The sequence below is a fragment of the Microbacterium sp. 1.5R genome (genome assembly GCF_007667425.1).
In the GTDB taxonomy this organism is placed as follows: Bacteria; Actinomycetota; Actinomycetes; order Actinomycetales; family Microbacteriaceae; genus Microbacterium.
Genome location: NZ_VDRC01000001.1, coordinates 1616932 through 1629825 on the forward strand (window position 1 = coordinate 1616932; position 12894 = coordinate 1629825).

The 12894-nt window shown below is 65.2% G+C and carries 12 protein-coding genes; 5 read left to right on the top strand and 7 right to left on the bottom strand.

Annotation, left to right across the window (positions count from 1 at the left end):
- Nucleotides 1–1658: 1658 nt before the first annotated feature.
- From FSY98_RS07795 to rpmH, 7 genes are all read right to left on the bottom strand, one after another.
- Nucleotides 1659–2117: an AAA family ATPase gene (locus tag FSY98_RS07795; protein ID WP_144875490.1), complete on the bottom strand. Its 459-nt coding sequence runs from the start codon at nucleotides 2115–2117 to the stop codon at nucleotides 1659–1661.
- A 306-nt stretch (nucleotides 2118–2423) separates the two neighbouring features.
- Entirely contained in the window at nucleotides 2424–3056 is a 633-nt protein-coding gene (gene rsmG, locus FSY98_RS07800) for a 16S rRNA (guanine(527)-N(7))-methyltransferase RsmG (RefSeq protein WP_260857317.1), read from the bottom strand.
- A 34-nt stretch (nucleotides 3057–3090) separates the two neighbouring features.
- On the bottom strand, nucleotides 3091–3582 hold the full coding sequence (locus tag FSY98_RS07805) for a R3H domain-containing nucleic acid-binding protein (protein ID WP_144875494.1): 492 nt from the start codon (nucleotides 3580–3582) through the stop codon (nucleotides 3091–3093).
- Nucleotides 3579–4649, bottom strand: coding sequence for a membrane protein insertase YidC (gene yidC, locus FSY98_RS07810; protein WP_144875496.1), 1071 nt, complete (start codon nucleotides 4647–4649; stop codon nucleotides 3579–3581). The genes FSY98_RS07805 and yidC overlap by 4 nt, the downstream gene beginning before the upstream one ends.
- A gap of 3 nt (nucleotides 4650–4652) precedes the next feature.
- Nucleotides 4653–5003, bottom strand: a complete 351-nt coding sequence (yidD, locus tag FSY98_RS07815; RefSeq protein ID WP_144875498.1) for a membrane protein insertion efficiency factor YidD — start codon at nucleotides 5001–5003, stop codon at nucleotides 4653–4655.
- Nucleotides 5000–5344 carry a ribonuclease P protein component gene (rnpA, locus tag FSY98_RS07820; protein WP_144875500.1) on the bottom strand — a complete coding sequence of 115 codons (345 nt, stop codon included), beginning with the start codon at nucleotides 5342–5344 and terminating at the stop codon, nucleotides 5000–5002. The genes yidD and rnpA overlap by 4 nt, the downstream gene beginning before the upstream one ends.
- A gap of 6 nt (nucleotides 5345–5350) precedes the next feature.
- A complete protein-coding gene (gene rpmH / locus FSY98_RS07825; protein WP_005054680.1) occupies nucleotides 5351–5488 on the bottom strand; it encodes a 50S ribosomal protein L34 in 138 nt (45 codons plus the stop codon).
- Nucleotides 5489–5807: 319 nt separating this feature from the next.
- Here rpmH and dnaA point away from each other — a divergent pair, with 319 nt between their 5' ends.
- The 5 genes from dnaA to gyrB all read left to right on the top strand — a co-directional run bounded on the left by dnaA (nucleotide 5808) and on the right by gyrB (nucleotide 12846).
- Entirely contained in the window at nucleotides 5808–7202 is a 1395-nt protein-coding gene (dnaA, locus tag FSY98_RS07830) for a chromosomal replication initiator protein DnaA (protein WP_144875502.1), read from the top strand.
- Nucleotides 7203–7695: 493 nt separating this feature from the next.
- The gene (dnaN, locus tag FSY98_RS07835) at nucleotides 7696–8838 is read left to right on the top strand and encodes a DNA polymerase III subunit beta (RefSeq protein WP_144875504.1); all 1143 of its coding nucleotides are present in this window, start codon (nucleotides 7696–7698) and stop codon (nucleotides 8836–8838) included.
- Nucleotides 8839–8887: 49 nt separating this feature from the next.
- The gene (gene recF, locus FSY98_RS07840) at nucleotides 8888–10147 is read left to right on the top strand and encodes a DNA replication/repair protein RecF (RefSeq protein ID WP_144875506.1); all 1260 of its coding nucleotides are present in this window, start codon (nucleotides 8888–8890) and stop codon (nucleotides 10145–10147) included.
- A complete protein-coding gene (locus FSY98_RS07845; RefSeq protein WP_144875508.1) occupies nucleotides 10140–10658 on the top strand; it encodes a DUF721 domain-containing protein in 519 nt (172 codons plus the stop codon). Before recF ends, FSY98_RS07845 begins: the two co-directional genes overlap by 8 nt.
- Nucleotides 10659–10776: 118 nt before the next feature.
- Nucleotides 10777–12846: a DNA topoisomerase (ATP-hydrolyzing) subunit B gene (gene gyrB / locus FSY98_RS07850; RefSeq protein ID WP_144875510.1), complete on the top strand. Its 2070-nt coding sequence runs from the start codon at nucleotides 10777–10779 to the stop codon at nucleotides 12844–12846.
- The last annotated feature ends 48 nt before the right edge of the window (nucleotides 12847–12894 follow it).

Below are 12894 nucleotides of genomic sequence, written 5' to 3' on the forward strand. Positions count from 1 at the left end.
CTCGAGCCGATGCCCGATCTCCGTCACATCCACGTTTACGCCGTGTGAACGCCTGCCTGTCGATGAAAGAGCTACCCCGACACTCGCTGGAACGAGCGCAATCCTCGCTGGAGCCGCCGCAGTGCCCGCAGGAAACGTCTCAGTCGTCGCATGAGGCCCCATCCGCCGATGCAGGAGTCGACGCGTCGCTTGCTGGAACGAGCGCGGTCCCCGCTGGAGCGGGCGCGGTCTCCGACGAGATGCGCTCGGGCGACGTAGGAGACGCCGAGTTGTCCATGCAGGAGCCCGCGTGTCCCCCGCTGGAACGATGCCTCCGCTAGAACGCTGCGCACGCTGATCTTCTCGCCACCGACTCGCCGCATCGTCGTCCCGGGCATCGGCGTCGGATGGGAACGCACCCATCGAAGGAGCACCGACCGTCGAGGGGGCACACAGTGAGTGCACTCGAAAGGCGCGTTGAGTGCTTTGCCTTGCCGAGTCTCGACGTCGCCCCCAGGCGCGGAGTCAAGAAGGCCTACGCAGAGCTCCTAAGAATGCGTGTTTCACGTGAAGCGATGGACCTTCTCGTACGGCTGCGAGGACGCCGGTGTTCGTAACCGCCACTAGCCTGCGCCAGCGTCTGATGCGCGGTCGCGACCGACCTGTCGACCACTGCACGTGGCTCGAGGTCGGTTGCATGCGCGACCAGGAGGCCCACGAGTAACTTCGACAAGCGCGTTTCACGTGAAACAACCACCGGTCGACGGCTGCGTGACTGCAACAACCACTTACCTTCGTCCCGGCCGCCCATCAGTGTGGGGCGCAGATACGCGGTCAGGCGGTGACGGTGCGAGGACATCGGTTGCATAGTCGTGACGCCCGCCCGATGTGTGGCACTGAGGAACCGGGGGTATTTCCCCGGCTGTGCAGTAATCATTTCGCGCGCGGATGCATGCTGATACTCGCCCAGTGGGTGCCCTTGCGTGCCAAGCGCCCCAATGCGTGCCAAGCGCCCCAATGGGTGCCGAAGCTCGCCTATGCATGCCGACCCCCTCCGATGTGCACACGCACCAACTTCTACTCCGCCGACCGGACCGATGTACCCCGCTGCCGGTTTCGGCGATCCGTTACTGGGGCGACCGGCGTCCACTCCGGCGGTAGCCGCTGTGCCGAATCGCCCCTACCCTCTCGCCCTGCGCCATCTCCCCGCGACTGCGACTCAGCCTGTTTTGGGAAGCTTCGGTGTGGCCGCGTCTCTGCGATCGGTATTAGACCATCCCGCTCCCATGGCCAGTTCCGCGACCGCAGCCCGACGTCCTCGACATCATCATGCGCTCACGCCTCTCATTTCCGCCGAATCGCCTCGCTGGTGAGGATATCCGCGCCCGCGCCTATCGCGCGTCAGAGCCGGCCGCCTCGGCGCTGCAACCCACGGATCGCGTCCACGTTTCACGTGAAACATGACGTGCACGCGGCCAAGGTCCGCAGGGTCAGGACGAAAGATACGACGGTACGAGGTGGTTGATGCATGACGACCCGCGCTGCCTACCTGACCGTCCGTTTCACGTGAAACATCGACCTACAGCTCAGGCTTGCGGTGCCCACCTCCGCAGCGTCCCCTTCACCTGATCTACAACCGACACGCAACCCTGCTCATCCAAGCGAGCGCACACGATGTTTCACGTGAAACGCCGCGGCGTGTGAAGGAGATCACGGATCCGTTCCACGGTTACTTTCGCGGGGTGGGTTGTGTCCAGCTCGACCGTCGCCGTGGCGCGCAGCAGCGGCTCGACGGTAGCGGTGTACTCGAGGATCTCCTGGCGTTCGGCGTCCGTCTTCCCATACGGATTCCCGTGCCGGTCCGCGATCCGTTGAATCATGACTGATGTCGGCGCGGAGAGCAGAACCACGTGGTCGAACAGGTCGTAGAGAAGTCCTTGGTTCTCGACGGTCCCCGCGACGACGACGTCCTCGTGCGCGTCCAATAGAGCCCGGACTCGGTCGAGGTCCCACAGCTCTGGTGAGACCTTCCAGTCTCCGTAGTCCGTATCGACCGCAGTCACTCCTGCCACCGACAACGCTTCGACCACCGTCGACTTGCCGACTCCCGACATTCCCGTCACCAGTACTCGCGTCACACTCTCAACCTAGGCCCCAAACCCGCGCTGGAGACTCAGTGCTTGTGTTTCACGTGAAACAACCACGCCGCGAAGCGCCGCCAGGGTGCTCCTACCTGACGCCTTCGACGAGCCCCGGAAGGGCCCAGTCACACAAAGGACGTGAATACGACACATTCCTCCCTCACGCACAGAGTGCGACCAACAGGCAGGGCGAGGACGTCTCGTAGGACCGATGTCGGAAACCAAACCCTGCCGGACGGGTCTGGCTCCGCGGAGGAAGGAGTTCCCGCACGCGCTCGCACGAGATATGCGGAACAACCGAGCCTAGGAACGAACGCGAGCCCGAACCACTCGAGTGACCTCAGCCGCGGGGAGGACGCCTTCACCCAGGACCTCGACCCGAACGTCCGACAGGCGGTACTTCTTGATCTGCTTCTGTGCTGCGTCGATCTCGTTCGCCGCGTTCTGACCTTTGAGAAGGGCGAGCTCCCCTCCGTCACGCACGAGCGGCGCCGTCCACGGAAGGAGCGTGCGCAGCGCGCTGACTGCTCGCGCCGTCACGACGTCGAACCGCACAGAGCCGTCGACATCTTCCGCTCTCGCACGCAGAACGTCGACGTTGTCGAGTCCGAGATCCGCTACCTGCTCCGTGAGCCAGGCGACGCGACGTTCCATCGGCTCGATCAGCGTCAACTGGACGTCAGGTCGCGCGATGGCGAGCACCAGCCCTGGCAGTCCCGCCCCGGAACCGATGTCGGCCACCGAGCCGTGGAACAACGGCGCGGCAATGGCACTGTTCAGCACGTGCCTCGTCCAGAGCCGCGGGAGCTCGAGCGGACCGATGAGGCCACGTTCCTCCCCTTGCTCGGCGAGAGCCGCCGTGTACTGACGCGCGAGCTCGATGCGATCGCCGAAGAGATCCCTCGCGATCAGCGGCTCGGATTCGACCTCACTCACGCGGGGAACCGACCTCGATGTTCCACGTGAAACGTCAGCGCCGACGCAGAACGGTGTGACGCTCCGCGCCCTCGCCGTAGGACTCCGACACCAGGCCATGATCCGCCGCGATGTCGTGCACGAGCTTGCGCTCATAGCTCGACATGGCCGGCAGGGACGCCTGGGATGCACCATCGTCGAGCTTGACGACGGCCGCACTGACCAGCGTCTCGAGCTCACGGCGGCGGGTGTCGCGCGACCCCCCGATGTCGAGGATCAACCGTGAGAACGAGCCCGTCTTGTTCTGCACCGCGAGACGAGTCAGCTCCTGAAGAGCCTGAACGGTATCGGGAGCTGACAGCAGCGAGAGGGCATCACCCTCGGCCTCGACGGAGACGTACGCACGTCCCTGTCGCACGTCGAGGTTGAGGTCACCGTCGATGTCGGCGATGTCCAGCAGCTCTTCGAGGTAGTCCGCGGCGACGTCGCCCTCGTTCTCCAGCTGAGCGACCGTCGGCTCGACGGTCTCGGTCAGGTGGTCGGTCATGAACCGCTCCCCTTCTTCTTCGCACGCTTCTTGCCGACGGGCTGCTGACGCTTAGGTGCCTCGGACTTCACCCGCTCGGCTTCATCCAGCAGGCGCTGCTGCTCGGCCTCGTAGCTCGCCATGGAGACGACCTTGCCCGACGAATCGATCGCCTTGCCCTTCCGAGCGAGGCGCTCCTCGCGAGCCTTGGCGGCGTCGGATCCGGGAGTCGGCATCTCGCGGATGACGAGGAACTGCTGACCCATGGTCCAGAGGTTCGAGATGAACCAGTAGATGACCACACCGAGGGGGAAGAACACACCCGAGAAGATGAAGCCCAGCGGCAGGACGTAGAGCATGATCTTCTGCATCTGGTACGCCTGGCCGGTCTTGGCCTCGGGCGACAGGTTCTTGGAGATGATCTGCAGCTGCGTGAAGAACTGCGAGGAGATCATCAGCACGACGAGCGTCACGAGGATGATGATCGCGGTGGTGTTCTGCGCGTCGATCGCGTTGCCGAGCGTCTCGTGCAGCGATGCGACACCGAAGAGCTTGGCGTCGTAGAACTCCTTGGTGAGCTCCGGGCTGAGGAAGCCGACGCCGCCGATGCCCGCCTTGGCGTGCTTGCTCACATCGCTCAGCACGCTGTACAACGAGAAGAAGACGGGCATCTGCACGAGCAGAGGCAGACAGCTCGACATCGGCGTCGTGCCGTGCTTCTTGTACAGCGCCATGGTCTCGCGGCTCATCGCCTCACGGCTGAGCTGATCCTTCTTACCGCGATACTTCTCCTGAACTTTCCGCAGTTCAGGAGCGATTTCCATCATCTTTCGCTGGCTCTTGATCTGCTTGACGAACAGCGGGATCAGGGCAGCACGGACCACGATCACGAGGCCGACGATCGAGAGCACCCAGGTCAGGCCGGATGCCGCCGGCATGCCGACCGCTGTGAGCAGCCAGTGCCACGCGACGAGCACCATCTCGACGAGCCACTTGAGCGGCCACAGGATGGTCCCGAGCAGATCGAAGCCGCCGGACGCGGGCTCCGGCGAGGGGGTGGTACTGGCGAGCAGGAGGTCTAGACCCACCGTTCAATCCTTTCGGGCAGGGACGACGAAACCGCGAACGGTCAGGTCATGGCGGAAGTGTTCATGCGGACGGACGTCATCGACGCCGCCGCGAGTCCAGGGATTGCAACGGAGGATGCGCCACGCCGAGAGCAGGGCCCCCTTCACCGCGCCGTGCTGTTGCACCGCCCCTACAGCGTAAGCGGAACACGAGGGGTAGTAGGCGCACACGTCTCCATACAGAGGAGAGATCACCCTGCGGTACCCGGCGAGGAACCCGAGCACGAGGTTCCTCGGGACCAGTGGGATGCTGCGCACCACGTCACGGGAATCGAGGTGCGCTGACCCCACCGACGACGCCGGCAGCGCGGTCATGATCGCACCTGCGTCAGGCGCCCGAGACAGCGGTTCACATCGGCGCTGAGTTCGGCGTAGCTGGCGGAGGCGGACGCAGGAAGGGCACGGATGACGACATCCGTGCCCTCGGGCACTCGCTCGAGCGCCTCCGCACAGACGGCTTTCAACCGCCGACGCACGGTGTTGCGCACCACAGCGGTGCCGACCTGCTTACTGATGATGAACCCGAACCTCGCGGTCCTGCTCTCGCCCGTCGTCAGCATCGAGGTGACGACCCGGGCCCCGCCACAACGCGAACCGCGTCGAACGACCAGTCGATAGTCGCTCCCGCGTGTCAGACGAAACGGGCGGGCGAGCACAGCGGATTACGCGGAGAGCTCGGTGCGGCCCTTCGCACGGCGGGCCGAGAGGATGGACCGGCCGGCGCGGGTGCGCATGCGGGCGCGGAAGCCGTGCTTCTTGGCGCGACGACGGTTGTTGGGCTGGAAGGTGCGCTTGCTCATGGGATCACTCCGGGAATGCTGCCACCGGAACCTGTTTCGACCGGAGACATAGGGAACTGCCGTTCAGGCATAAGTCAACCGATTAAGGGTACGTCCTGGCAGCGCGCAGAGCAAATCTGCGCGCTGGGCCGGTCAGAGCAGCCGAGATCCGCACAGCTATTATCCACAACCTGTGCGCCGTACCTCCGTGCAACACGCACGCGTGTTTCCCAGGCCAGGTTGCCGTTGTCGGCGCCGGTGACTACCGTGGCATCCGAAGTTATCCACAGGGGGGCGCGTCCGACGGCGACCCTCCTCGAACCCCCACTCCCGGAGCGTCATGTCGTCACCAGCCCAGCCAGACGTTCCGATCTGGACCACGGTGCAGGAACTCCTCGAGGCGGACGATCGGGTGACACCCCAGCTGCAGGGCTTCCTGAGTCTTGCGGTGCCGGCCGGAGTGATGGCTGCGACCCTGTACCTGGAGGTTCCGAACGACCTGACGGCGGCGCAGATCAACAAGCGCCTGCGGCTTCCGATCATGGAGGCACTGTCGCACATCGGCGACGAGGTCACCTCCTATCGCACCGTGGTCAATCACGAGCTGGCCGAGCAGCCGACCGCTCCCATCGCCGTCGCCGATTTCGGCCGTCAGGAGCAGGTTCGCATCGACTCGCCGATGGAGCAGGCGCAGGCGCCGGTCCGTCACGAATCGCGGCTCAATCCGAAGTACACCTTCGACAACTTCGTCATCGGGCAGTCCAACCGCTTCGCGCACGCGGCGGCGGTCGCTGTCGCCGAAGCGCCGGCGAAGGCCTACAACCCGCTCTTCATCTACGGCGATTCGGGCCTCGGCAAAACCCACCTCCTGCACGCCATCGGCGACTACGCGCAGTCCCTCTATGCGGGTGTGAAGGTGCGGTACGTCTCGAGCGAGGAATTCACCAACGACTTCATCAACTCGATCGCCAACAACCGCGGAGCCGCTTTCCAGGCCCGCTACCGCGACGTCGACATCCTGCTCATCGACGACATCCAGTTCCTCCAGGGCCGCGCGGAGACGCAGGAGGCCTTCTTCCACACGTTCAACACGCTGCACGACCACAACAAGCAGGTCGTCATCACGAGCGATGTCGCGCCGAAGCACCTGACCGGATTCGAAGATCGGATGCGCAGTCGCTTCGAGTGGGGTCTGATCACGGACGTGCAGGCCCCCGACCTCGAGACCCGCATCGCGATCCTCCGCAAGAAGGCGCAGAGCGAGGCACTGCACATCCCCGACGAAGTGCTCGAGTACATCGCCACCGTCGTCTCGTCGAACATCCGCGAACTCGAGGGAGCATTGATCCGGGTCTCGGCCTTCGCCAGCCTCAACCGCTCCGCACTCGACATCTCCCTCGCCCAGACGGTCTTGCGCGACATCATCGACACCGCCGAAGACAACGTCATCTCGCCGACCGACATCATCACGGCGACGGCCCAGTACTTCAAGCTCACCGTCGACGACCTGTACGGGTCGAGCAGATCGCAGCAGATCGCGACCGCACGGCAGATCGCCATGTACCTGTGCCGTGAGCGCACGAGCCTCTCGCTGCCCAAGATCGGTCAGCTCTTTGGCAATCGAGACCACACCACGGTGATGTACGCCTACAAGAAGATCAGCGAGCTCATGAAAGAGCGCCGCTCCATCTACAACCAGGTCACCGAGATCACCACGCAGCTCGGTCGGCGCTGAACCGCGTCGCCGTCGTGAAGAGGGGTGCAGGGTCCGTGAGGGCGCTGCACCCCTCTTCTCGTCTCTGTGCGTGCCGATTCCGGCATCCACTCGATGCCCTTTTACACATGTGGATAACTTGTGGATGGATGGACCCGACATCGGGACGGATGTGGGGGAAACCCGGGAACCTGTGGATAACCGCGTGAGGAGTCGAGGGAGTCGGAATGCCCTCCACCCGCGGATTCCTCAGGGATTCCACAAGTGACAAACGTGTAGTTCCCTACTCGCGTCTGCTTTCCACCGACTTATCCACAGTATCCACAGGTGTTAACACCGTTAAGAAGTTAATTCGATTCAAGGGCGATCCGATCACCAGACGGTGGGGATACTCGACGGCGTCGGCGGAATCGGACAGGCGTAGGGAACGGAGCGACTGTGGGGCTAGCATGGGAAGCCCTGCACTGGCAGGACCCATCACCACGCGTCAGAGAACGACGACAAGGGAGCACCCGTGAGGTTTCAGGTCAACCGCGATGTCTTCAGCGAGGCTGTGTCCTTCGTCGTCAAGCTCCTCCCCCAGCGCAACCCGCAGCCGATCCTGGCCGGAGTGCTCATCGAGGCGGATGACACGGGTCTGACCCTTTCCGCCTTCGACTACGAGGCATCGGCGCGCACGACCATCGAGGCAACGGTCGAGACACCTGGCACGATCCTCGTCCACGGCCGTCTGCTCTCCGACATCGCGAGCCGTCTCCCCAACGCTCCGATCGAGATCGCCGTCGAGGACGACGGAGGCATCACGGTCACGTGCGGATCCGCGCGGTTCACTCTCGCGGCCATGCCCGTCGAGGAATATCCCTCGATCCCCGAGGTCTCCGGCTCATCGGGCGTCGTACCGGCTGACGACTTCGGCACGGCCATCGCGCAGGTCGGCTTCGCGGCCTCCCGCGACGACGTGACCCCCGTGCTCACCGGTGTGCAGCTCGAGGTCTCGGGTCAGAGCCTGAGTCTCGTCGCGACCGACCGCTACCGGGTGTCGCTGCGCGACGTGCCGTGGGATGGCGAAGCCGTCGAGAACACCGCGCTCGTCCCCGCTCGGACGCTGCTCGAGGTCGGCAAGACCTTCGGCCACGCCGGGACGATCCAGGTCGCGTTCTCCGGGGCGGGCGATCGCGAGATCATCGCGTTCACGGCCGGCAACAAGACCGTCACCTCGCTGCTCATCAAGGGCAACTTCCCGCCGGTCCGGCGACTCTTCCCCGAGCAGACCGACCACTACGCGGTGGTCAACACCGCCGATCTCGTCGAGGCCGTCCGCCGTGTATCCCTCGTGCTCGATCGTGCAGCGCCGCTGCGCTTCACGTTCTCGAGCGACAGCGTCACGATGGACGCGTCCGGGAGCGAGCACGCCAGAGCGTCCGAGTCGGTCGACGCGATCCTCTCCGGCGGCGACGAGGTCACTCTCGGCCTCAACCCCCAGTACCTCATCGAGGCGCTCGGTGCCGTCAAGAGCGAGTTCGTTCGCGTGACGTTCACCTCGAGCGACAACGCCAACAAGCTCAGCCCGGTGCTCATCACGAGCCAGACGTCCGTCGACCAGGCCGGTCTCGATTCGTTCAAGTACCTGCTGCAGCCGAACCTGCTCCTGCGCTGATCCCTGTCGCCGGCGGTCGACTGTCGGGGGCCGAAGGTAGGCTGACTGCGTGATCGTGGAGCATCTGAGTCTGGTGGATTTCCGCAATTACGCGACCGCCGAACTCGCTCTGCACAGGGGGCCGAACGTCCTCGTCGGCCGAAACGGACAGGGCAAGACCAATCTGGCCGAAGCCGTGGTCTTCCTCGCGACTCTGGGGTCGCATCGGGTGTCGTCAGATGCCCCGATGGTGCGCGACGGCAAGGACTTCGCCATCATCCGCGCCCGTCTCTCGCACGGCGAACGCCGGGTGCTGGCCGAGGTGCAGCTCAACCGGCAGGGCTCGAACAAGGCCCGCATCAACGGATCGCCGTCCAAGACGAGCGAGCTTCCGCGTTACGCGCACGTGGTGCTCTTCGCCCCCGAAGACCTGCAGATCGTGCGCGGTGATCCGTCGTCTCGGCGTCGCTTCGCCGACCAGCTGCTCATCCAGCGCACCCCTCGGCTGTCGGCGGTGCTCGCAGACTACGACCGCGTGCTCAAGCAGCGCACCGCTCTGCTCAAGTCGGCGAGGGCACGCGGCATCCGGGGCGACGCGCTGAGCACCCTCGAGGTCTGGGACGACAAGCTCGTCGCGCTCGGGTCGGAGATCATCGCCGCCCGCCAGCGGTTGGCCGCCGATCTGCAGCAACCGGTGAGCGACGCCTACACGGCGATCGCCGGCGCCGATCATCAGCCGCAACTCGAATGGGCTCTCTCGATCAGAGGGGGCGATCCCGAAGAGGGCGAGGCTGAGACGCTCATCGGCGACGACGGATCGCTGAGCCTCGCGAAGTGCGCGGAGATGTTCCGTGCCTCGCTGCTCGCGAAGCGCACCCAGGAGCTCGACCGCGGTCTCACACTCACCGGGCCGCATCGCGACGACCTGATCCTGCGCGTGCGGGGACTTCCTGTGAAGGGGTACGCCTCGCACGGGGAGTCGTGGTCGGTGGCGCTGGCCCTGCGACTCGCCTCGGCCGAACTCCTGCGCAGCGAATCCCCGGCCGGGGATCCCGTGCTGATCCTCGACGACGTCTTCGCCGAGCTCGATGCCGATCGCCGTCAGCGGCTCGCGACGCTGACGGCCGGCTACGAACAGGTGGTCGTCACTGCGGCGGTGGAGGAGGATATCCCCGAGATCCTGCATGCTCACGTGGTGCGGATCGCCGCCGGCACCATCAGCGACGAGCGGCAGACACCGACGGAGGAGTCGACGAACGGAAATTCGCCGGCACTCGACGTCACCGACACCGAGGGCGCGACCGGAGAGGAGGCTGCGGACGATGACTGAGACGACGACCGCTCCGGCCTCCGACGGCCCGGCCTCCGACACCCCTGAGACCGTCGCGACCTACCTGCGCCTGCGCGGACTCCAGCCCAGCTCGAAGAATTGGAAGCGCAAGCGACGCCTCGTCACCGATGACGACAACGCCCCGTTCACCCCCGGACGCGACCCCGGCTCGCTCGGTGCGGTGCTCGACAAGCTCAGCCGCGACTCCGGCTGGCAGACCACCCTCGCCAGGGAGGACCTGGTGCGGCAGTGGGCCGACCTCGCCGGTGCGGACACGGCGAAGCACTCCGAGCCGGTGTCGCTGGAGCGCGGGCTGCTCACGGTCAAGTGCGACTCGACCGCCTGGGCGAAGAACCTCCAGTACATGCGCGGGACCATCCTCACCGAGATCGGCCGACGCTATCCGGATGCCGGGGTCGAGAACCTCCGCTTCATCGGACCGGACGTACCCTCCTGGAAATGGGGTCCCAGAGTCGTTCCAGGACGGGGCCCGCGCGATACCTACGGGTAGGGCACCGTGCGAGGGGTCTGACACGCTCAGAAGGCCACACGCGGCCTCTGAGCCGCATTCCGCGTCGAAAGACCGCTAGACTGGGAGTTCGACATATCGATGTGGAGACTGCCCGCTGATGACGCCTGAATCCCCTGCTGACGAGACGGAATCGACCGACGGAGGCACCCCCGAGAACGCGGGCACCCCGGCACCGAAGGCTCAGCAGCCCGGTGAGTACGGCGCCGACTCGATCCAGATCCTCGAAGGACTCGAGGCGGTGCGCAAGCGCCCCGGTATGTACATCGGTTCGACCGGACCGCGTGGCCTGCATCACCTCGTGTACGAGATCGTCGACAACTCCGTCGACGAGGCCCTCGCCGGGTACGCCGACACGATCTTCGTCACTCTGCTCGAAGACGGCGGCGTGCGCGTGATCGACAATGGCCGCGGCATCCCCGTCGACCCGCACTCGTCCGACCCGAGCAAGTCGACCGTCGAGGTCGTGCTGACGATCCTGCACGCCGGCGGCAAGTTCGGCGGCGGCGCCTACGCCGTATCCGGCGGTCTGCACGGTGTCGGCTCGTCGGTCGTGAACGCCCTCTCCACCCGCTTCGAGGTCGAGGTCAAGCAGAAGGGCTTCGTCTGGCGGCACAGCTTCGCGAACGGCGGCGCTCCGCAGCAGCAGCTCGAGAAGGGCGAGGCCACCGACCAGACGGGTACGGCGATCACGTTCTGGCCGGATGCCGAGATCTTCCAGGAGACCGTCGAGTTCGACTACGACACGCTCCGCACCCGCTTCCAGCAGATGGCATTCCTCAACAAGGGTCTGCGCATCGAGCTGTCGGACGAGCGTCCGGGCTCCGCCTACGAGGTCGAACACGAGGGCGAGACCGTCACGAAGCAGCCGAATGACGTCTTCTTCTACGAGCGTGGCCTCGTCGACTACGTCGAGTACCTGAACAAGGTGCGTCACGCCGAGGTCGTGAACGAGGAGATCATCGCGTTCGAGTCGGAGGACACGGCGCGCAAGATCTCGCTCGAGGTCGCGATGCAGTGGACGACGTCGTACACCGAGAACGTGTTCACCTACGCGAACACCATCAACACGCACGAGGGCGGCACGCATGAGGAGGGATTCCGCGCAGCGCTGACCACACTGGTCAACCGCTACGCACGCGCGAACAACCTCCTCAAGGAGAAGGACGACAACCTCTCGGGCGACGACGTGCGCGAGGGCCTCACGGCTGTGATCTCGATCAAGCTCGGCGAGCCGCAGTTCGAGGGCCAGACCAAGACCAAGCTCGGCAACACCGAGGCCAAGGCCTTCGTGCAGAAGGTGGTCGGCGATCAGCTCGGCGACTGGTTCGATCGCAATCCGACGCAGGCCAAGAACGTGATCCGCAAGGCGATCGACGCCGCGACCGCACGCATGGCGGCCCGCAAGGCGCGCGAGACCGCCCGCCGCAAGAGCGTCTTCGAGTCGGCGGCGATGCCCGACAAGCTCAAGGACTGCACCAGCAAGGACCCCTCGATCAGCGAGATCTTCCTCGTCGAGGGCGACTCGGCCGGCGGCTCCGCGGTGCAGGGCCGCGACCCGCACACGCAGGCGATCCTCGCGTTGCGAGGCAAGATCCTCAACGTCGAGCGCGCCCGCCTCGACAAGGCCCTCGGCAACAAAGAGGTCCAGGCGATGATCCAGGCCTTCGGCACGGGCATCGGCGAGGACTTCGACATCGAGAAGGCCCGCTATCACAAGATCGTGCTGATGGCGGATGCCGACGTCGACGGTCAGCACATCACCACCCTGCTGCTCACGATGCTCTTCCGTTACATGCGCGGGCTCATCGAGGCGGGCTTCGTGTACCTCGCCATGCCGCCGCTGTACCGCCTGAAGTGGTCGAACTCCGCGCACGAGTACGTGTTCAGCGACGCCGAGCGCGACGCGCTGCTCAAGTACGGCCTCGACAACGGCAAGCGCATCCCGAAGGACGCCGGCATCCAGCGATACAAGGGTCTCGGCGAGATGAACGCCAAGGAGCTGTGGGAGACCACGATGGATCACACCACCCGCACGCTGCGGCAGGTGACCATCGAGGACGCCGCGGCGGCCGATGAGATCTTCAGCGTGCTGATGGGCGAGGACGTCGAGTCGCGACGCAGCTTCATCCAGCGCAACGCCAAAGACGTCCGCTTCCTCGACATCTGATCCCCATATACACACATCTACATATCCACGCTCGGGGCGCAGACCCGG

What these genes read in the sequence shown, in the direction of transcription:
- yidD (WP_144875498.1), bottom strand. Translation starts at nt 5,003, where the DNA reads ATGACCGCGCTGCCGGCGTCGTCGGTGGGGTCAGCGCACCTCGATTCC.
- dnaA (WP_144875502.1), top strand. Translation starts at nt 5,808, where the DNA reads ATGTCGTCACCAGCCCAGCCAGACGTTCCGATCTGGACCACGGTGCAG.
- FSY98_RS07845 (WP_144875508.1), top strand. Translation starts at nt 10,140, where the DNA reads ATGACTGAGACGACGACCGCTCCGGCCTCCGACGGCCCGGCCTCCGAC.
- FSY98_RS07805 (WP_144875494.1), bottom strand. Translation starts at nt 3,582, where the DNA reads ATGACCGACCACCTGACCGAGACCGTCGAGCCGACGGTCGCTCAGCTG.
- gyrB (WP_144875510.1), top strand. Translation starts at nt 10,777, where the DNA reads ATGACGCCTGAATCCCCTGCTGACGAGACGGAATCGACCGACGGAGGC.
- rpmH (WP_005054680.1), bottom strand. Translation starts at nt 5,488, where the DNA reads ATGAGCAAGCGCACCTTCCAGCCCAACAACCGTCGTCGCGCCAAGAAG.